The following is a 20701-nucleotide window of genomic DNA, read 5'->3' as shown; positions in this document are numbered from 1 at the left end:
CCGTGCCGGTGAAACGCCGGTATGGCCACGCTTCGCCTGCTGTAGGACGACTGTCACAACGCCCCTACCGGGATCTCACAGCGGAAGATGCGTGGCGCCCTGGACACGCTCAGCATCGGAGCGCGTGACGAACCCGTTCGCCTGCCCTTGCGACCTCAGACCTCGCCCCGAGCAGGCCGGCGGGCATCATTTCGCGGAGGTTCCGCCACCTAGATCGCCAAACCGCCAATCGGGACAATCTAGGTAGCGCTATGACAATCCAGCCAGTCGCCTACATCAGTTGATGTCGGGCACTTCACTAGTTTGTCCGGACACGGCGGCTTGGAGGGCATTCCGCCAGCAGTTTGTCCGAAGTTTCCGCCAGCTAGATTGTCCGCGGGATCACATCCGGTTACGGACACCCTTCCCGGCTCCCCATCCGCGGCTGAATATCTCGACGCGACCGGCCCCCTCAAGACGCTCCAGGAGGGTCTTGGCTGACGAAACGGGCGGAAGGTCGAACTCCACCCCCGGACCGCTTGTTAGCGCGTTGTATGGCGCCCCGAGGAATGCCATCGTCTCGATCAATTGATCAGGGCTGAGATCTCGATCTCGAACCAAATGCGGGAGCACGGCGCTGGCGTCCATGGTGACTCTCGCGATACGGCTGACCTGCTCGCGCGGAATCCTGATCCACTTTTCCGCGGCGTAGACGCCCACGGCCCGGAGCGGCTCGACCTCGTCATCCGGGACGAACGCAGTGGCTTCCTCCGCAACCCTGTTGCGGAGGACCTCCGGGACGCCAGCGCTGCGAACCAGCTCTGCGACATACCCCGACACGAGCGCTGGCGTGAGGAACGTCTCGACGTTCTCCGATACGGCGAATGCGGCTGCGACGGAGGCCCAGCCGCCGCTGGAGAAGTGCTCGAACGTCGACGCCTCGTCAGGAACGAGTCCGGCTTCTAGCGCCCTCGCCAAGAGATCGTCGCCAGCTGGCGCCAGGGCAGCCGCGTCAACCCCGTTACGTAGGTCGAGCTGGATCGCAAGACCTACCCGAACAGATGCCGGGAGAAGTGCGCCGGCATTGAGGATAAGCACGGCGAGAGCGCGCCGGTCGTCTTCGTCAACCTCATCAACACCCTGCAGCGGAATGGCCTCTCCGTCGTCGACGAGAAACTGAACGAGGTCGTGATCGATGCCGTGCGCCGAGGCGTACTCATTCACATTGGCGACAGCGGGCATAACACGACGCTCCGCAACAAGAAGGGGCCAGGCGTCAAGTGGGACATCAGTGATATCGGCAAGCGCTGCTGTGTGCGAGCTCGACGCGATGACTCTTGTGAGTTGCTCATCGCTCCACGTGCCGTGCTGTTCCGAGATGACGGCTTGAAGGACACCCTCGACAGTCACGGTCTCTGCGTCAGGCTGAGATGCGAAGAGCGTGCCTAGGTACACGTCAATGTTCTTCTTGACGTAATGCCAGACCGCTTCGTGCTTGCGCGCCTCGTCAAGTGTGGGGGTGGTCGTGATCTCCAGGGCAAGCTGCAGGTTCGGCGTCGAGATCTCATACATCTCCCCAGCAACGACGCGCGTTCGCAACGGTGCGCCGAGGACACCCAGATCCTCGACGAGGATGTTGGCGGACTGGAGGAATCCGTAGATCGTCGCCGTCCTCTCCGGAGACTGGGGATCACGAACGCCACCAAGATTCGCGTACTCACTGGAGAGTAGCGAGAGAGCTTCACCGTCGACATCATAGGCATCGGCCGTCTTGCTGCTTAGCAGCGCCGCGTCGAGGAGGCGGATCCGGGTGTCTTCGTCGGGCATGCCAGAGTGAGTGGCGATGTACTGAAAGAGGTCTCTCCATGGATGCTCGGCGAGCAGCGCGACAAGCTTCTCGCGTGGCGTCGTCGGCGAGTTGATGAACGCGTCGAGGAAGGTCTGAGCGTCCTTGCTGAAATCGGCGACGACAAACTCAACCACTTCTTTGGCCGCCGCCAAGTCGTTGCCCAGGAGGTACGAGACCACTTCCAGGTTGAGCGCACTGGCGGAACTTGTGAAGTCTGCCGGTACTTGTTCGAGCAGGTTCGCCACCGCATTCTCGGTCTTGAATGAGTAGTCGACGTACATCTGGTTCGGCTGGACGCTGTGGTTGTAGAAGAAGGCGACGTCCACGCCGATGAAGCTCCCGTAGAACCGAGCTGAGTACTCCGCGTAGTTCCGGGTCAGGAATCCGCGACGCACGAGGTCCCGTGCGAGCTCGGAATCGAGCGTGCTCGTGATCGTGTCCTTGAACGGTGTCTTGCCTGAAGCGATGTTCTCGTAGTGAGCGAGGTCCTTGAAATCCGCACCGCGTAGGGATGCAATGTCCTCGTCGTATCGCCGCACCTGACGGGTGAGTTCTGCGGGACTCGAGTCGCGCCAAACGTCGCTGTCCACGCTGTCGGGGAACAAGGACGTGAGTTGTGCGGCATCGATGATCACGGCATTGTTCTCGTAGTTCGGCCGGGCGGGTGTCAGCGTCAGCGTGCCTGCTTCTGAGACGTGCCGCCAGAACGTCGGGGAAGTCACCTCATCGAACGCGCGGGTTTGCCCTTGGACGTCGATTCCCGCATAGCCGTATGAGGTACGAGCCGACACCAGGTCCTTGACGAGTAACAGGCGTGCTCCGAGAGTCGCCGCCGTTTCGTCTTGGACGCGTCGCTTCTCTTCCGTCCGGATCAGTTCGCGACGCTTCTTCTGTAGCTCCTCGATGGTGGCCCGAACGAGCTCTCGATGGCTGTTCTCAAGCGCGTCAAGAGCACTCGCCCGCTGGGGGATTGCTTCGAAGTCCGCGAGGTGGAAGTTCTTGTAGGCGACCAGTGCGAACAGGTCGTCGGGGGTCATGCCTGGTGCGCGATTCTCAGTCCAGTAGAGCTGCTCGGCGAACACCGCGAACTCGTTGCAGATGTTGATCAGCAACCTCATGTCAGTGGTGTGGCGCGCGACGAGATCCAAGAGCGGCCGGGTCACGAGATCCTTCGGAAGGCCGAGCGTCGTGAGCGCTCCTGCAAGGAGGTCTCGAGCGTTGCGATGGGAGATGAATGGCACGACGGGAACCACCAGTTCAAAGAACTTCGTCCTGTTCGCACGTTCCACGGCCGCGGCGGCCAAATCAATCTTGCGTTCCCGGTCTGCAGTCGTCGGTTTCGACGGTTCGTCGTCCGATCCCGGATCCTTCTCGTCGAGATCCGTGCCGATCTTCTCAAACAAGCTGTCCTTGATCGCGTAGATATACCGAAGCGGATGATCCTTGCCGATCCAGTGAGAAGACGCGTTGATCAACGTGTTGAGTTCACGGAGAGAGTCGAAGATCTGCGGATCGTCGAAGCGATCGAGGTCTTCAAAGATCACGTACTTCGGTTCAACAGCGTCGAAAAAGGCGACGATCTCGTCGAGATAGCCGTCGAAGTACGTGGTCGGCTTGTCGCCGAGAGTGATCGTCGTCCCCGCTGTCGTGACCTGGGAAACGACGCGGTCCCCGATGACCAGCCGCACCACCCACACGACCGCAACGACGAGAGCGACGAATATCCCGCCCAAGAGGAGTGTCAAGAACGGGTTGCTGGTGCCCCCGAACCAACTGTCACCCGGACGGAGACCTATCAGCCAGAGCAGTAGCAGCCCTCCAGCTGTGATCCCGACCGCTTCGAAGAACGCACGCCAGCGGGTGAGCGGTCTGCTTCGCACGAACCGCGAACGGCGGAGCTTCCCCGGCTCGGCACGATAGACGAGCTGTTTGACAAGCTCTTTCTGAATCCGGTTGGTGAGGTCCTCGTCGTCCTCGTCGGGTCCGAGAGTATTGATGCTGATTCGGAGAGTATCGGCCTTGTGTGCGCGTTCGAACTGATCGAGCACGCTGGACTTTCCGGAACCGTATCGACCCGTGAGTGCGATGTTGCGATTCCTGGGGTCCTTCATCGCATCCTCAAGATGCCGCAGATAGCCCGCGTGGTGTGGTTCCTCATACTCGGGAGCAAGAGAGCGGAGGACAACCGTCGGCGCCGGCTGCTCCGACGGTTGAGATTCAACGTCGGTCGCTATCCGATCAGCTTCGTTCTCTGCAGGCACAGTGCCAGTATGGTCGGACCCTCGGACGAAGCCTGTGTTGCCATGCGCACACGGACCTAGACCGCGCGGGGCACGGAGAAGCAAGCACACGAGCACGGGATGGACCTGTAGATGGGGCTGGCCGGTCTCAGGTTCACTTTCTCACCGACGAAGTCGGCGCAGAGTCCACTGCTCCACGGCGACGCCCCTCTCAAGGCGTACACGACCATCCGCGACCATCGGATCGCCGCTGAATCGCGGAATGTAGCGGCGTCGAGTGAGGCGTCGGCGTAGTCGCTCGATGCCGTGCCCAGGTAGCCGCCGCTACGACGGGCGGTTGTCCTGCAGCAGGTCGAGAGGGTCAACGCCCAGTTGGTCCGCGAGCTTCGACACCGTGTCGAGCGTGAGATTGCGTTCGCCACGTTCAACGGAGCTGAGATACGTCCTGTTGTAACCGAGATCGTGCGCGAACTGCTCCTGCGAGCGGCCATGCTCGTGACGGAACAGTCGGAGGTTCTCCCCGAGAGTCCTGTTCAGCGGGCCACGCTTCTGCACCTTTCGAGCGTGACAACCTGATACTCATCAGTCGCGTACTTATGAGTATCGTTGGCGCGAGCCTTGCCGGAGCGGCGTGTGCTCGATGTTCGCCACGCTGACGAAAGGAACGCGTCGACGCGCAGCAATTCTTGGCACAGTGAGCCAAGAATTCGGATGGCTCGACCTGACGCCCGTGACCGCGACCCGTGAATCGCACTCGTTCCGGCCCATCCGCGCCATGTGCGCGATGATCTTGGTCGTTGGCGCGGTTGCTGCCTCGCTCTCCGGCTGCTCGAGCGCGTCGAGCGTCGATGGGAACTACATCAAGATCGCCGAGACGAGTGGGATCAGCTCCGCGTGGATCGTCGAGGGCGACTCGATCCAGTATGTGAACGGCAGTTGCAGTCAGTACGACCTCGATCACGAGCCCGCGGTGCTCAGCGAGGATCGCACTCGCATCACCGACCCCGCGACCGGTGAGAACACATACTCGCCTAGTACGACGACCGCACGGGTTTCATCTGGGAGGGTCACGGGGACTTCATCCGCGACGATTCGGAGATCGGCAAGAGTGCGGTTGAACGGTGGGAAACCGCGTGTGGCATGAAGTGGCTGCAGTGACCCGCGAGACCCCCGTCGTTCCAAACATCGACGATGTCGAGACGGTGCGGCGCGACCCGCAGCCGGCGGAGGATGGGTCTGGCGCGAGGCCACCTGACGCCACGACGAGGAGACGAGCATGACCGGAGAAGCCGTCGAGTTCGTCCTCGAGTCCGGTGATGTGCTCGAGTTTGACCGCCTGGCAGGCATCTACACCGGTGGCGACCGCAATGCTTTGCTACACGAGGCGATCCGGATCATGGCAACGCGGGAACGGGTTGAGCGGTTGCAGCGTCTCCAGGCCCGGATCCACACCAGCACCGGTGGGCCGAGCCTCTCCGAAGAGGCCGACCACCGTCCAGACACAAGGTCAACGTTGACGGCCGCAATCCGCGAGGCGCGCGCTGTCATCACCGCCTGCGATGACGCGCCCGTGGACGAGATGGATGTCTTCTTCTACGCCCGGGGTTACAACGCGCTTCGGTTCGCTCTCGAGAATCTCCTGACCGCGATCGAGGTTCACCCCGATCCGAGTGGATAGCTCGTCTCGCAGCCACCGCGTGGGTTGATCGCCACTCGACAACTACAGATCCCAGCCGTTGAAGTCAAAGACCACCGGCTCGGGGTCGGGCAAGTATTCGTGCGGCAGCCAGGTCTGCGGGCGGTCGGGAAGGCCGGCCAGCTCGGTTGTCCAGTCGACTGAACTGATGAGTCGACCGGACGGCACGGGGTGCGCGGCAATCGCCCATCGAACATGACGCGGTGCACGATTCACCGCCTCCGCGAAGTGCCCCAGTCCGACCACGCCGTTTCCGACGAGTTCATGCAGCATCGGAAGATCGATGTCATCGAGCTCCGGGCCGAGTTGAGCCCCGAGATGCCGGAACCGTGGCGGTTCGTAGGCCACGATGATCTGACCCTTGGCAGTTCGCGGGAGACCGTAGTCTTCCAGGCCTAGGAAGCTCACATCCTCGAGTCGCCTGAGCCATCCGACGAGGTACTCGTCGATCGCGACTTTGAGTTCCGCGCTCATGGTCAACACGAACGTCGTGTACTCCGCCACGTCGGGAGCGTGTGCTCGAAAGCGAAGAGGCTCTGGCAGGTCGCGCGGAGCGCAAGCGCTCATCCGCAAAAACGCATACCGTCGGGCGTTGAGCAGACGCCGTTGCTTCCCGGGTGACTCACCGACGGACTCCGTGAGCACATTCCAGTGATCCTCGATGAGGAGTTGCGTTGCCGGGAGACTCATCCGCCGCGTGTAGTCGATCGGCGGCGGCTCCGCCTGGAGGACGATGGCGAGTTCACAGAGCTGCTGGAGTACGGAGTCGGTCTGCTCGGGAGTTCCCAGCATCGATGGCCGAAGGCGTTTCCCGATGCCAGCGATGGCGTCTGAATCGGGACGGGCGCCGGTGCCGGCGATTCGGAGCGCATCCGCGAGCGCCAGTTGGAGCGTGTATGCCTCGGTCCGGTCGTCGACGCCGAGAGGCGCGGCCCACGACGGCCACATCAGTCGCGGCAGCCCGAGCCGCCGGTGCGCATAGAGGTTGCCTGGCGCTCGTCCTCGCGCCTGGGACTGCTGCACGAGTAGGTGACATCTTGACCTGCCCCACGGATTTGGTGCCAGTCGCGGTCGCTAACTCGCGGCGGGGATGTCGTTGATTTCGAGCGTCTCGTATTCGATCGGCGTGCGGTAGCCGAGGGCGGAGTGACGGCGCTGACGGTTGTGGAAGATCTCGATGTACTCGAAGATCGCGTTCGCGAGTTCGACTCTGGTTTTCCACTTCTTCCGGTTCAGGAGCTCGATCTGCATCGATGACCAGAAGCTCTCCATCATCGCGTTGTCCAGCCCGTCACCGACGGGCCCGAACGAAGGCAGCAGCCCGGCAGAGCGGATCTTCTCCCCGAAGAACCACGAGGTGAATTGCGTTCCGTGATCCGCGTGAACGATCCCACCCGGTCCAGGGCGACGGTTCCGGATGGCCATGTCGAGCGCGTTGATGACGAGTGTCGTGTCCTGCTTCGAGTCGATCGACCAGCCGACGATGCGGCGGCTGTAGGTGTCGAGGACTGCGGCGCAGTATACCCAGCCTTCGCGCGTGCGATGCTGCGTGATGTCTGTCACCCAGAGCTCATTCGGGCGCGGTCGGGCGAACTTCCGGTTCACCAGGTCATCGGCCGTGACGACGCCGCGGAGTCGTTTGGTGCGGATCGGGCCGGGGAGCCCGTAAATCCCGGCCAGGCGCATCAGCTTGTGAACCGTCCGCTCGCTGACGCTGACTCCCATCGCCATGGTCAGCTCGGCGTGGACGCGGCGATATCCGTAAGTGCCTCGCGAGGTGACGTGCACTTCCCGGATCAGGCCGGTGAGCCATTGCCTGCGCAGCTCGGACTGGGTCAGCGGCTTCCGTTTGACGCGGTAGTAGTGCTGCCTGGCGACACCAAGAACGCGGCAGCAGCGGTCGATCGGGATCCCGGCGTCGGCGAGTCGGCCGATCACCGGGAAGAGTCTTTTGGGCGGGGACGCTCCTCGTCGAGGAACTTCGCCGCTTGCCGGACGATCAGCAGCTCGGTCTCAAGCTCTCGAATGCGGCGTCTCGCTGCACGCAGCTCCGCCGATTCCGATGACGGGACGCCGGGCCGGCGACCGTTGTCGATGTCGTCCTGGCGGATCCAGTTCAAGAGCGTGACGGGGTGGATGCCGAGTTCGACGGCGGTCTGTTTGGCCTGCTTGCCGGCACGCACGAGCGCGACAGCGCGAGCACGAAACTCCGGCGGGTAAGGACGGGGCATGATGGTGAGCTTTCCGGATCGGGCCACCAATTAGCCACCGAAACTGGAACCTTTTCCGTGGGGCAGGTCAAACTGTCACCTATCCGTGCAGCAGACCCCTGCTGAGGGTCGAGCCCTCGAGCTAGGAAGCAAGTCCGAGCGACGAGTTGAGCTTTCGAGTGCGCCGAGCGAATGGCGTTCTACCACCTTCCAGGTGGTGCAGCGCCAGCTTGTTCAAGTCGAATCGTTCCAGCGAGCCAGACGCTTCAACCTCGCCCTTGCCAGCGGTCGCCTTCATAGTTATGAGCTGCTCCGCGTCGGCGCTCACCACAAGACCCGGGCTTCGAGTGGCGAAGATGTACTGGCGACTCCCCCTAAGGTCACGGAGGCGGTCGACCAGGTACTCCTCGATCCATGGCGCGTGCAGGGCATCCTCGGGTTGGTCGACCAGCACGGGGCTCTCACCATCCGCAAGCAGGATCACCAGAATCGCCGTGCACTTCTGCCCATGCGAGAGGTCTTCGATGCTCGCGTAGTCGGTCCCCTCCGGCTTGCGGAACTTCACGTTGAGCACGTCCGGCGTGTCGACCAACTGGCCGTCGAGGAGCTCCTGCCACAGCTCGCGATCGGCAACTGTGGTGACGAGGCGCGAGATATCTGCAGCCTGAACGCCGTCAGGCAGCTTCCCGAGCTGAGTCACGTCGCCGCTCCAGAGTGCGCGAGCAAAGCTGTACGGGTGGACGTTCTCAGCAATGAGGTCAAGCACGGTATCCCTGACGTGCGACCCGACCTTTAGCGAGCCGAGCACCTTGCGGAAGTCGGTCGTGTCGCCCTTGGGAGGGATGTCGATCTTCACGAACGTCTTGGTCTTCTTGTTCAGCTCGTCCACCCGAGCCCGACGAAGTGCGCGCCGGTCATCGCGCGCCTGCTTCAGCTCGGCGAGCAGCGCCTCGCGATCGCTAATTGCCTTGTCGAGAGCTGGCTGCGCTACGTTCTGGAGCTCATTCGCCGCCGTTTCGGCAGTGCCGAGCCTTGTCTGCACTGCCTCAAGTTCACGGCGCAGCACCGGCAGCGTGCCGATGCCGGTCTTCGCCAGCGCCTCATCCAACTTCCTCTTGAAGTCCAAGAACTCAGTGTCGAGTTCTCCTTTGACACTGGCCACGACCTCCTTGAGCTTGGTCAGGCTGTCGGCGACCTGCTTCTCCGCTTCGTCGATGACCTTCTTGAGATCCGTCTGAGCCGCACTGATCTTTGCGTACTGGGCGTCGTGCTCAGGTGACATCTTCGCGGCTGCCAGATCTGGCTCCGCGGGCCTGACGAACTCGATGCCGTCCACGGTTGTGGCCAGCGTGGCTATCGCTGCGTTCTCCGTGGTCCACCGCCCCTGAGCCTTGACCAGCTCACCGTCGAACAGTGCGGAGAGTTCGCGCTCACGCTCCTTGAGCGCCGCGACCTCAGCAGCCTGCTCGGCCAGTCCCAGCACCCGATCCCGCGCCGCTATCAGGTTGGTCCCGTTGGCCTTCAGCTTCACCGTGCGGTCAGCGATCCGGTCTTCAACCTCGGTCAGATCGAGATGGGCGTCGACCAACCCAACCCGACCAACTGGCTGACGCGCGTACTCCAGGATCTCGCCCTGAGAGAAGGCCGCGATGCTCATCAGGCTCGCCGGATCCTGGTCTACCTGAACCCACTCACCTTCGATGAACTGCTCTACGACCGAGGTTGAACCAGACGAGCGATAGACACGAGTGACGCGGTAGTTGTCCGCGGGCGTGGTGATCTCGACTGAGGCTGTCGTGCCTTCGCACAACGCCGACTCAAGCCGACGATCGACCTCACCGCGAATCGCGCCGAAGACCGACCGGTCGACCTGCTGATCCAGCGCGAACCGGATGGCCTCCAGCGCGAGCGACTTTCCGGCTCCGGTCCCGCCGAGCAGGCAATTCAGGTCTGGACTGAACTCGATCGACGTACCACCGAGGAAACCACCCGACACCGAGACTCGGTTGATGGCCTGATGGGGTGCAACCGTCGACGGGTCGGTACCGAGCTTGACCCGCAGCTCCGGATCCTCCAGCGCGTAGCGAAGCCCGCAGAGGTCAGGGCGAGATGCCTTGATCCAGCTACGCCGCGCACCGATCCCCGTCGCCGAATGCCGACTCAGAGTGGCGTCGTAGGCGTCCGAGCTCTGAACGAGAGCCGGGTGCCGCGTATCACCGAGCTTCGCAGCGACCTTCTCAGGAGTCTCAACGAAGACGTACTCGAACGCCGCAATGTTCAGGTCCGCAAGAAGCTGGTTGACATGCGTCTGAACCGGCTGCTTGAGGATCCCCTTCTCCTTGTCGATGTGAGCGGCGATGGCGATGCCACCTGACGCGACGATCTCCGCTGCGCATTCCGCCATCCCCTTGGACGCAACCACATCCGTACTACCGAGCTGACCTCGCTGGATCCCGAGCTTGATCAGGATATCTTCGAGAGTCGACGGCGCAGTCCCCTCCTCCCAGATACCCAGGAGGTGGCCCTGCTGCGTGCTCAGCTCGAAGCCAGGCAGCACGACGAGGTTCGTGCCCTCGGCCGCTTCTGCCATCTGCCCGCACCAAGCAGCAGTGTTGTGATCCGTCACCGCGATGGCGTCGAGACCTGCAGCAAGCGCTGCCTTGACGATGTCGGCCGCCGACCCAAAGTCGTCGTCGTTGGCATCTCCAGACCCCGGCGTGTGCACGTGTAGGTCGACTGCCCAGAAGCGGGCCCACTTGCTTGTCATGCCTCTTGCCACATCCCGTCTATGAAGCCCATTCGCGCCATGTCAGCTCTCCAGCTCACGCTGCGCCCGAGTGGCGTTCTCTGTCGCGTGCTTGCTTCGTCTATCCAGCTCTGGCCAATTAGGTACGAGGGCGGTCATCATGGCCTTGAACTGCTTGCCGTGGTCCCGGTACCGCAGGTGCAGCAACTCATGGACGATGACGTAGTCCTGGAAGTCCTCGGCCTCCTTCGCAAGGTCCTCAGCGATGGTCACGATCCCGTCAGGCCCACAGGAGCCCCACTTACCCGGCAGGCGCTCGATGAGCACCTTCTCCGGGATGACCTTGAGCTTGACGGCCCAGCCCATGGCACGCCGGCGCAGCCGCTGCTCGGGGTAGAGCGACGACTTAGCCATCCTCATCCCGCCTGCTCCAGCACCTGCATGATGCGCTCAATGGCGGCGGCGCGATCGTCCTTGCTCATCGTGAGTAGCGGCCGGTACAGCCCAGATCGGAGGCGCCGCTTCTCCTCGGCGCTGTCGCGCCAGCTCGGGTACTTACCCAACTCCACCTCGATCTCATGAGCGGCGAAGGAGAAGTCGACCGACCCAACCGAGGGGCCGCCTCCATGACTCAGCACCCAGTAGATCGCGAAGCCGAGATCGCTCAGACCAGACTCCTTGGCCCTCTGTCTGGCTGACTCCTTCTCCTGCGCCAGCGTCTCCAGCTCGACCATCGCCGCCAGACCCGTGACCTTGCGATCCTCGAGATCCTGCAGGACTCGGTCAGCGCGTTCCTTGATGCCCTGGAGCACCACGGCGCCGGCCGGGTCATCCTCGATCTCCTTCTTCAGGCCACGGAGCAGGTTGAAGACCTTGCCCTCCTCCGGCCCCTCCTCCTCCTTGAGCTGCGCGAGGGTTTCGACGTCGAAGGTGACAACCTTTGAGAAACGGCCGAGGCCTTCCTGGGTAGCCGCGTCCTCGATCAGCTTCCTTGTCTTGTGCTCAAGATCACCAAGAAACCCGCCCGACTCGGTGTAGTTGGCCCGCACTGCGGCGTAGAGCTTGGACAGGTCCTTGTAGGTCTGGATGTGGTCACGAAGGCCAGGATCGGGCGACAGGATCTCCCAGAGCCGCTCGATGTTCTTGTAGGCCTCGTAGAAGACCTTGCGGGCCTCGGGGTCGAGGAAGCGCCCGTAGACAGCCGCCTCCAGCTGAGCATCCGGCGTCTTGGAGCCGTCCGCCTGGAGGTATTCGTCGGCCGCTGCCGTGATTTTCATCTGCAGGTCGACCATGAGGACGTCGAGGTCTTCGAGCGCCCCTTCGAGGGAGGCCGAGTCGAAGTTCAGAGCCTTGGTCAAATTCTTGAAGATGCTGACGAAGTCGACGACCAGACCGACCTTCTTGCGGACGTTCTCGCCGTCGATGTACGGCCGGTTGACCCGGGCCAGCGACTGGAGCAGGACGTGGTTGCGCATCGGCTTGTCCAGGTACATCGCGTAGAGGACCGGAGCGTCATAGCCGGTCAGCAGCTTGTCGGTGACGATCAGGATCTTGGGCTCCTGGTCGGCCTTCTTGAAGGCCTTCCTGACAGCCTTCTCCTTGTCCTCCGACGGCTGAAGCTCGGCCACCATCGGGCGGTCGACAACGTCGTTGACGTTCTTGGAGTAGATGACCTCCGACCACTCCGGCGGGAGGTACCGGTCCATCGCCCGCTTGTACTTGGCGCAGGTCTCCCGGTCGACCGCTACCACGAACGCCTTGTAGCCAAGCGGCAGGACGTTCTCCTTGAAGTGGTCAGCCACGAACTTGGCGACCTGGTCGACCCGGTCCTCAGCCCCGAGGAAGGCACGGAGATCGACCGCCCGCTCCAGCACCTTGTTGAGCTCGTCGACGTCGGTGACGTCCTCCTCTTCGGCGAGGGCGTAGAACTGCGACTCCAGGTCCTCCTCGGGCAGACGCATGGTGCTGGGCGCCAGTTTGTAGCGGATCGGCAGGGTCGTCTCATCCTCGATCGACTCGATGATCGAATACTTGTCGAGGAAGCCGTCCGGGTCCTGACGGCCAAAGATCTTGAACGAGCCGGAGCCAGCGCGGCTGTCGCCGACCGGCGTACCCGTGAATCCGATGATCGTGGCGTTCGGGACGGCGGCCATCAGGTAGGTGCCGAGGTCAGCGGCGACCGAGCGGTGTGCCTCGTCGATGAAGACGTAAATGTTGTCGCGCAGCGAGGAGTTGGTCTTGATCTCCTCGAACTTGTGGATCATCGAGACGACCAAGCCACGGAAGTCCGAGTCGAAGACGTTCTGCAGGTCAGCCTTGCTGTCGGCCCGGCGCACCGCGATGTCGGCAGCCTGCATCTCGCCGAGCAGGCGCTCCACCCACTCCTTGAGCTGACCCTCCAGTTCGTTGCGGTCGACGACCAGCAGCACCGTGGCATTGCTGAAGCGCGCCTTATCCTCCAGGATCTGGCGGGCAGCGGTCAGCAGCGTGAACGTCTTGCCCGAGCCCTGGGTGTGCCAGATCAGGCCGCGCGTCTTGTCGGGGTCGGCGCAGCGGGCCACGATCTTGTCGACTGCCTTGCGCTGGTGCTCGCGCAGGACGGACTTCCGGGTCTCGCCGTCCTCGACGTAGAAGATGATCCAGTCCTTCAGGGTCCGCAGGAACGAGTGCGGCTCGAAGAAAGCCTGAACGGCGTTCTGGTAGGTCTCGTCCTCGGTGAACTTCCACTTGAAGATGAAGCGACGAGAGACGTTCCAGGTGACGCCGTACCAGTACCCGAGCATGTGGGTGACGTTGTAGAGCTGGGTCTGCGCGAGCAGCTCCGGCGTCTCCTTCTCGTACCGGCGCAGCTGGGTGATCCCCCGAGTCAAGGCGTCGCCGTCCTTGGGGTTCTTGTGCTCGACGATGGCCACCGGCAGCCCGTTGACCAGGAAGATGACGTCGGCACGGTTGCCCTTACGGGCGACCGGCTCGATCTTCCACTCCCAGGTGACCTGGAGCTTGTTGTTGTCCGGATAGTCGAAGTCGACGAGCTGGACCGAGCGGGCACGCTTCTCGTTCTCGTCGTACCAGGTGTGCTCACCACGCATCCAACGCAGGACTTCCCAGTTGCCATCGATGGTAGTTGGCAGCGCCTCGACAGTCTCCACGATGGAACGGGCCTGGTCGGCGGTCAGCCAGTGGTTGAACTCGCGCAGCTTGTCCTCAAGGACCGAGGTGAACAGCATGTTGTCACGGCCGCGACGGAGCACTTCGGCGTCGATGGGCTCGACAATCTCCCAACCGACTCCGCCCGCGTGGGCGACCATGGGGAACTGCGCGGTACGCGCCTCGCTGATCTTGAGAGTGGTCATGTCGTCGGCACCTCCTCCAGGAGCGGAGTTGCCATATCGCTATTGCCGGTCATGATCCGGAAGAGCGAGCCGTCGTAGATCTCGGAGAGCAGGTTCATCCGGCGGGTCTGCGCCTCCATGGCCTGGCGGACAGTACCGAGGATCTCGACAATCTCCTGCTGTTCATTCTTGGGCGGGTGCGGCACCTCGAGCGCCGCCAGCCGGTTACGAGACAGGTTCGGGATCGTGGTCTTGTTGCCGGCCCCCTGGAAGATGCCGAGCTGGAGGAAAGCCGACTCCAGGAAGAAGACGTAGAAGCGCGGCACCACGTCATCTCTCTTGGGACGCAGGCGGTGGAGGTGGTTCTGGAAAGTCACCTTCTCAATCTGGCCGTCCCAGATGGCCGCCCTACCGATTTCACCGCCTTCACAGACCATGAGGTCACCAGGCAGTAGCAGCCGCTCGGGCAGCTCGTGCGGGGGAACCCACATCTTGTCAAGGTTCGTCAGGTCGATGCGGTCCCAGAAGACGTTGGACGTCCGCAGGAACGGAATCTTGTCCTTGCCGCTACGAGCAGCGGCCGACATGGTCTTGCCCGCACCGATGTCGAACAGCTCGCCGATCGGACGCCACGTCCAGTTCTCGTTGATCACAGGTTGCTCACCAGCTCCGCCATCTTGATGTCGATCTTGTCTGCCTCGGCGTCCAGTGCGCGCAGGTCGGCGAGGATCTCCGCGATAGGCCGCCGGTCCACCTTGTTAAGCTGCGTGACCCAGCGGTCAGGCGACAGGAGGTAGTCCGCTCTGGCGATCTCTTCGTTGTCCAGGATCCGCAGCTCGCCCGCGATGGGTTCGCCTGCAATGTAAAGGTCCGCGAGGTACTTGATGTCCTCGTCCGACAGATGATTCTTGGGCTTGCCCTTGGTGTAGCACTGGCTGGCGTTGAGCAGCGCCACCTTCCCCTTGCGAGATGCTGGCTTGCGCTTGTTCAGAAGCACGATGATCCCGGCGGCCGGGGTGTTGTAGAACAGGTTCTCCGGCAGCAGGATGACGCCCTCAATGTAGTCATGGTCGACGAACCACTTCCGGATGTTGCGCTCCTTGTCGTCGTTCTTCGAGCCAGAGCCGCGCGACATGGCACCGGGGTCAAGGACGACAGCCGCACGGCCACCGTCGTTCATGACGGCGAGCGTGTGCTGGAGCCAAGCCCAGTCGCCCTTGCCCGACGTCACCCCGCCTGCCTTGGCGAAGCGGTCGTACGGGTCGTCCTCGAAGATGTCGGGCGAGAAGGTCTGGTTCCACATCGGGTTAGCGACGACGATGTCGTAGCGCTGGAGGCCACCCGCAGGTTCGTGGAACTTCGGGTTGATCATGGTGTCGCCGCGCTGTAGATCGACGTCCATGTCGTGGATGATCGTGTTCATCCGAGCCACTGCGTAGCTCTCAGCCTGAAGCTCCTGGCCGAACATCTTGAGCGGCACCTTGCTGGTCTTGTCGAGCTCGCGCGCCACCAGCTGCAACTTGATCAGCAGACCGCCCGAACCGCAGGCGTAGTCGTGGGAGGTCTCGCCCGGTCGGGGGCGAAGAATCCTGGCCATGAGGAAGCCGACCTCGGTCGGCGTGAAGAACTCACCGGCCGACTGGCCGGAGCCCTCAGCGAACTTCCGCAGCAGGTACTCGTAGGCACGGCCGAGGAAGTCGGGCTGGACATCAGCCAAACCAAGCCTGTAGCGAGGGTCGGAGAAGGCCTCGACCACGCCCCGGAGCTTGGCGGGATTGATGTCGCGCTCACCGTTGCGCTCGGTGGCGAAGTCGACGACATCGATGACTCCGCTGAGGCTCGGGTTGTGGCGAACGACGGCACGTGTGGCCTTGGTGAGGTGCTCCCCGATGTCCTTAGGCTCGGTCGGCCGGCCGCGCTCGTCGAGCGGCCAGGTGTAGGGCTCGCGGCCGGAGATGCCGCCCCAGCGCGCCTCGGGCGGCAGATAGAACCGGAGCAGCTCGGTGTCTGCCTCAGCAATCTCCAGAGCGACCTCCGGGTCGCCGTACTTCTCCGCCAGGCGCGCGATCTCGTCGTCGAAGACGTCCGACAGGCGCTTCAGGAAGAGCAGCGGCAGGAGGTAGTCCTTGAACTTGGCCGCGTCCTTCTCGCCACGAATCGAGCTGGCAGCGTCCCAGAGCATCTGCTCCATGGACTTGGTCGTGCCGACGTCGGAGCGAACGCCACGGCGGCGGCGAGGAATCGCTGGGATGACATCGCCGAGTTCGGCAGTGTCGACCCCAGCCTCGGAGGCAAGCTCGAGGATGCGCGCCAAGGGCGCGCGCTGCGGCTTGTTGCCGCCCCCCTCCCAGCGGTTGACGGTGGCGAAGGACACGCCCAGACGCTCGGCGAGCTCGGTCTGGGTCAGGTCGAGGTTCGCCCGGATGGTCTGGAGAACGGCCGGTACGTGCTCTGTCATGTTTGCTATTTTTGCTATATCGCAGAGCTTTGTCAAGAGGCAACTCAGTGCGGCGTGTCGCTGGGCGCTACATCACCTTGCTCCTCCTGGCGAAACTCGTCCTCGATTTGTCGATCGGGCTGATAGCCCGCGTTGTCTCGCCCCGACGTCCGGCGCTCTGCCGAACGAGACAACTCGTCGGGCGCCTTGCCACGGAGAAGTTGCTCGGCTGCAGAGCTATCGCGCAGCTGGTCTTGTCGACGCCACAGCGCGTCCGCGGCTGAATCCATCCCAGGCTTCGCGACAGTCGCCCGTCGAAGTTGGTACGAAGAGCGCCGCATGCGGTTCTGTAACCTCGCTCGTCGGCCCATCTCCGCCAACTAGATTGTCCAAACGCTCGACGCGGACAATCTGCTTGGCGGTTGGACAATCTAGTCAGTCACCCGTCAGTTGAAGTCGCCGCCGGGAGCCATGTCGGCGAAGCGCGAGTAGTGCCCCTGGAACGCGACCGTGATGGTGGCGGTCGGGCCGTTGCGGTGCTTGGCGACGATGAGGTCGGCCTCGCCCGGTCGCACGTCTTTGTCGTAGACGGAGTCGCGGTGCAGCAGGATGACCATGTCAGCGTCCTGCTCGATCGAGCCCGACTCGCGCAGGTCGCTGATCGCGGGCTTCTTGTCGGTGCGCTGCTCGGGGCCACGGTTCAGCTGCGACAGGGCGATCACCGGCACCTGCAGCTCCTTGGCGATGAGCTTCAGGCTTCGCGAGAACTCCGAGACCTCCTGCTGACGCGATTCGACGCGCTTGCCCGACGTCATCAGCTGCAGGTAGTCGATGATGACCATGCGCAGACCCTCGCGCTGCTTGAGCCGACGACACTTGGCACGGATCTCGACGAGCGTCATGTTGGGGCTGTCGTCGATGTACAGCGGGGCGTCGTTGATGCGGCCGCGGGTCGCGGCCACCGTGGTCCAGTCGCGCGGGTCGAGGTTGCCCTTGCGCATGTTCTGCAGCGGGATCGCCCCCTCGGCGCTGAGCAGACGCATTGCGATCTCGCTCTTGCCCATCTCGAGGGAGAAGAAGACGGAGGGGAGATCGTGGCCGATGGAGGCCGCCCGCGCGAAATCGAGCGCGAGCGTCGACTTACCCATGGCGGGTCGAGCGGCGACGACGATCATCTGACCGCCGTGCAGACCGTTCGTGAGTTCGTCGAGTTCCTTGAACCCGGTCGGAACGCCGGTCATCGATCCATCGCGACCGCTCGCGGCCTCGATCTCCTCGAGGGCGGCGTCCACGGCGATCTGCAGCGGAACGTAGTCCTCCGCCGTCTCGGATCCGGTGATCGAGTAGATCTCGGCCTGGGCGTTGTTGACGAGGTCCGTCGCGTCGCCCTCGCCCGCGTAGCCCAGCTGCACGATGCGGGTGCCGGCATCCACGAGTCGACGCAGGATCGCACGCTCCGAGACGATGCCGGCGTAATAGCCCGCATTCGCTGCGGTGGGAACGATGGACGTAAGGGTGTGCAGGTAGTCGGCGCCACCTGCACGCCCGAGCTCGCCCGTCTTGATGAGCTCGTCGGTGACCGCGACGACGTCCGTGGGCTCGCCGTGCGAGTACAGCGAGAGGATGGCCTCGAAGATCAACTCGTGCTTCGGGATGTAGAAGTCGGCGCCTTTCAGCGTCTCGATCACATCGGCGACCGCGTCCTTCGACAGAAGCATTCCACCCAGAGCACTCTGCTCGGCGAGAAGGTCGTGAGGAGGCGTGCGCTCCGGGCCGCGATTCGCGCCCATGCGCTCCTCTGAGATGTCGGCGATCGACACAGTCTTCCCTTCGATGCGACGTTTCCGATGCGATGCCCCGATGAGGCGCCTCGACGGCTGTGCCGTCCGATCCTCGACCGTCACGCCGTCCTGCACAGCGAAACAGGTGCCTCCGACATTCGGTCGCTCGCTCACGCTACGAGCGACTCTTTCCCCATGCAACACGGCCTGTGGATAACCATGTGGAAAGCGTGCGGACAAAGTCGGAGTGTCTGTGCACAACGGGTGTGGATAACCCCGTGGAGTGCTTCCGGTTCAAACTTTTTTTATGCTACTGAACTGGTTTTTTCCGTTTCCCCACCCTGTGGATGGGAATCAGTTTAAATCGGGCCTTGAAGGTTGACCCCGTCGTGCAGAGGATGTGTAGAACTTGGGGAAAGTCAAGCCGAGATTTCGTCGGGCGCGTCACGGGCCGACATCGGCGGAAACCCGCGGAAACCCCCTAGACAGATGCTCCGGACGCGAGTATCGTCACCGGCAATCGACGCATCTGCATCGAGGTGACGTTGCCTTCGGAGGGGGAGGTCGACGTGGACGTTCGGGCCACCCGACGCGGCGTTCCTGCCGCCGTCCTCTGGGGTGCGATCGGAGTGCTCGCCTGGGCGACTCTCGCCGTGTTCCTCGGCGGCGGATCCGCGCACGCGGACGACCGCGAAGACGGCCCGCTCGACGGGCTCACCTCGCTCGTCGGCGACACCGTGTCGAGCGTGACCGCTCCCGTGGCACCGGTCGTCACGAAGGTGGTCGCACCGGTGGTCGCGAAAGTCGTCGCGCCCGTGCAGCAGGCCGCGCCGGCGGTCGTCGAGACCGTGACGCAGACGGTCGCCGAGACCCCGGTCGTCGGCCCCGTCACCGCGCCCGTCGTCCACACCGTCACGGAGACAGCCCGCGACGTCGTCGCCCCGGTCACCGCGGTGCTCTCCGACGCACCGGTATCCCGGATCACCGATCCGCTCCTCGACACCGTCGCAGACCTCCCCGTGGTCGGAGGACTCGTCACCGATCTCGGCGTGGTCGCCGCCCTCGACGACGTGGTCGACGTGGTCGACGACACGACGGCCCTCGTCGGCGGTGTCGCGGACGCGACCGTTCCGCCCGTGCTCGACGCGCTCGACCCGACGACACCCGCTCCCGCACCGGGCACCGGTGTGATCGAGGAGCCCTCTGCGCCCGAGCTCGACACCGCCGCGGTCGTATCGACCGATGAGGCGGCTCCGGGACCGGCGCCGCTCTCGACGTCGTCCCGAGCATCCTCCGGCGTTGGCTTCACTTCCGCCACATCGGCCGCTCTGACCGGCGATTCCGACGCGGTCGAATCCGCGGTCGACACCACCCGTGCGCCTGGGAACTCTCCCCCGGGAAGCCTCCCGGGAAGCCCCGCTCCCGCGTCTTCCTCCGCCGGTTCCGGCGGAGGATCAACCGCTGCCCACGCGCGTCTCAGCGATGTGGATTCTTCTCCGCTCCGTGCTGGCGAGCGGACATCCGGCGCATCCGACGACGTTCTTCCGACGTCGCCGGTCGCCGACACCGACGTCTCTCCTGACTGACGGACCGTCCCGTCGTTCCTCCCGGAACGACAGATGCCGTGCTGCGCGCGCACGTCGATCGCGCGCACCCATCAGACGATCCCATCAGTCAGGAGAACGATCATGCGTACGTACATCAAGCGGGCCCTGTGGGGCACGCTCATCGCCGGGGGCATCACGCTCCTCGGCGCGACGGCCGCCAATGCGGCCGAGACGACCGGAGAGGACGGGCTGCTCTCGGGCACCCAGGCGGAGACAGCGATCACCGCGCCGATCACGGTCGTCAGCAACGCGATCTCGGTGCTGGGCGATACCGTCGTCTCCGCACCCGCGCCGGCGCCCGCACCCGCACCCGCACCCGCGCCGGCGCCCGCACCCGCACCGGCACCGGCCCCGGCACCGGTCACGTCCGGGTCGGAAGGCACGGCATCCGGCACCCAAGCCGTGGTGTCGGTGAACCTGCCCGTCACCGTGTCGAACAACGCGGTGAGCCTGGTCGACGACAGCTCTTCGACCGCCGCCCCGGCCTCGGCTCCGCAGACCTCGGCTCCCCAGGCCGGGGCACCGGCCGACGCGCCCGTCCTGACCACGAACGGCGTGGACGGCGTGCTCGCGGGCACGCAGGCGCTCCTCGCGGTCAACGCACCGATCACCGTCACGGGCAACGCCGTGTCGCTGCTCGGCGACAGCGACAGCACCGCCACGGGCTCGGAGGAGGCCGCAGCACCGGCTTCCTCCGCTCCCACCGGCGCAGCGACCTCGGGGGAGGACGGCATCGGCAGCGGCACCCAGGTGAACGCACCCGTCACGGCACCGATCACGGTGTCGGGCAACGCGATCTCCCTGCTCGGCGACAGCGCCAGCAC

General features: G+C 63.8%; 13 protein-coding genes and 1 pseudogene. 4 read left to right on the top strand and 10 right to left on the bottom strand.

Annotated elements, in window-relative coordinates; genetic code table 11:
* Positions 1 to 381: 381 nt before the first annotated feature.
* Together LC041_RS15440 and LC041_RS15435 are read right to left on the bottom strand one after the other, a co-directional pair.
* The gene (locus tag LC041_RS15440; protein WP_226533982.1) at positions 382 to 4089 is read right to left on the bottom strand and encodes a TniB family NTP-binding protein; all 3708 of its coding nucleotides are present in this window, start codon (positions 4087 to 4089) and stop codon (positions 382 to 384) included.
* 303 nt (positions 4090 to 4392) lie between these two features.
* The gene (locus tag LC041_RS15435) at positions 4393 to 4623 is read right to left on the bottom strand and encodes a helix-turn-helix domain-containing protein (protein ID WP_226533981.1); all 231 of its coding nucleotides are present in this window, start codon (positions 4621 to 4623) and stop codon (positions 4393 to 4395) included.
* 139 nt (positions 4624 to 4762) lie between these two features.
* On the opposite strand from LC041_RS15435, the gene LC041_RS15430 reads away from it, so the two are divergent.
* Together LC041_RS15430 and LC041_RS15425 are read left to right on the top strand one after the other, a co-directional pair.
* Entirely contained in the window at positions 4763 to 5212 is a 450-nt protein-coding gene (locus tag LC041_RS15430) for a hypothetical protein (protein WP_226533980.1), read from the top strand.
* A gap of 132 nt (positions 5213 to 5344) precedes the next feature.
* Positions 5345 to 5746 carry a DUF2333 family protein gene (locus LC041_RS15425; protein WP_226533979.1) on the top strand — a complete coding sequence of 134 codons (402 nt, stop codon included), beginning with the start codon at positions 5345 to 5347 and terminating at the stop codon, positions 5744 to 5746.
* 42 nt (positions 5747 to 5788) lie between these two features.
* Here LC041_RS15425 and LC041_RS15420 read toward each other — a convergent pair whose 3' ends face one another.
* The 8 genes and pseudogenes from LC041_RS15420 to dnaB all read right to left on the bottom strand — a co-directional run bounded on the left by LC041_RS15420 (position 5789) and on the right by dnaB (position 18309).
* Complete coding sequence (locus tag LC041_RS15420) at positions 5789 to 6787, bottom strand: hypothetical protein (protein WP_226533978.1); 999 nt, start codon at positions 6785 to 6787, stop codon at positions 5789 to 5791.
* A 51-nt stretch (positions 6788 to 6838) separates the two neighbouring features.
* Positions 6839 to 7995, bottom strand: a pseudogene (locus LC041_RS15415) (IS3 family transposase).
* 121 nt (positions 7996 to 8116) lie between these two features.
* The gene (locus tag LC041_RS15410; protein ID WP_226533977.1) at positions 8117 to 10741 is read right to left on the bottom strand and encodes an AAA family ATPase; all 2625 of its coding nucleotides are present in this window, start codon (positions 10739 to 10741) and stop codon (positions 8117 to 8119) included.
* 42 nt (positions 10742 to 10783) lie between these two features.
* Positions 10784 to 11134, bottom strand: a complete 351-nt coding sequence (locus LC041_RS15405; protein WP_226533976.1) for a M48 metallopeptidase family protein — start codon at positions 11132 to 11134, stop codon at positions 10784 to 10786.
* 2 nt (positions 11135 to 11136) lie between these two features.
* A complete protein-coding gene (locus tag LC041_RS15400) occupies positions 11137 to 14073 on the bottom strand; it encodes a type I restriction endonuclease subunit R (protein ID WP_226533975.1) in 2937 nt (978 codons plus the stop codon).
* Positions 14070 to 14705 (bottom strand): restriction endonuclease subunit S, encoded by a 636-nt coding sequence (locus LC041_RS15395; protein ID WP_226533974.1) that lies wholly within the window; start codon positions 14703 to 14705, stop codon positions 14070 to 14072. The genes LC041_RS15400 and LC041_RS15395 overlap by 4 nt, the downstream gene beginning before the upstream one ends.
* Positions 14702 to 16510 carry an N-6 DNA methylase gene (locus LC041_RS15390; RefSeq protein ID WP_226533973.1) on the bottom strand — a complete coding sequence of 603 codons (1809 nt, stop codon included), beginning with the start codon at positions 16508 to 16510 and terminating at the stop codon, positions 14702 to 14704. The genes LC041_RS15395 and LC041_RS15390 overlap by 4 nt, the downstream gene beginning before the upstream one ends.
* A gap of 425 nt (positions 16511 to 16935) precedes the next feature.
* Positions 16936 to 18309, bottom strand: coding sequence for a replicative DNA helicase (dnaB, locus tag LC041_RS15385; RefSeq protein ID WP_374197680.1), 1374 nt, complete (start codon positions 18307 to 18309; stop codon positions 16936 to 16938).
* Between the two features lie 530 nt (positions 18310 to 18839).
* On the opposite strand from dnaB, the gene LC041_RS15380 reads away from it, so the two are divergent.
* Together LC041_RS15380 and LC041_RS15375 are read left to right on the top strand one after the other, a co-directional pair.
* A complete protein-coding gene (locus LC041_RS15380) occupies positions 18840 to 19856 on the top strand; it encodes a hypothetical protein (RefSeq protein ID WP_226533972.1) in 1017 nt (338 codons plus the stop codon).
* A gap of 102 nt (positions 19857 to 19958) precedes the next feature.
* A partial coding sequence (locus LC041_RS15375; RefSeq protein WP_226533971.1) for a chaplin family protein occupies positions 19959 to 20701 on the top strand: 743 nt, incomplete at its 3' end.

The sequence above is a fragment of the Microbacterium paraoxydans genome (assembly GCF_020524545.1).
Lineage (GTDB): Bacteria > Actinomycetota > Actinomycetes > Actinomycetales > Microbacteriaceae > Microbacterium > Microbacterium paraoxydans_C.
The sequence above is the reverse complement of the archived record's forward strand: the minus strand, read 5'-3'. Positions and strand labels throughout refer to the sequence as shown.

Coding starts and splice junctions, on each gene's coding strand:
- LC041_RS15425 (WP_226533979.1), top strand. CDS start 5,345: ATGACCGGAGAAGCCGTCGAGTTCGTCCTCGAGTCCGGTGATGTGCTC.
- LC041_RS15410 (WP_226533977.1), bottom strand. CDS start 10,741: ATGACAAGCAAGTGGGCCCGCTTCTGGGCAGTCGACCTACACGTGCAC.
- LC041_RS15405 (WP_226533976.1), bottom strand. CDS start 11,134: ATGGCTAAGTCGTCGCTCTACCCCGAGCAGCGGCTGCGCCGGCGTGCC.
- LC041_RS15400 (WP_226533975.1), bottom strand. CDS start 14,073: ATGACCACTCTCAAGATCAGCGAGGCGCGTACCGCGCAGTTCCCCATG.
- LC041_RS15390 (WP_226533973.1), bottom strand. CDS start 16,510: ATGACAGAGCACGTACCGGCCGTTCTCCAGACCATCCGGGCGAACCTC.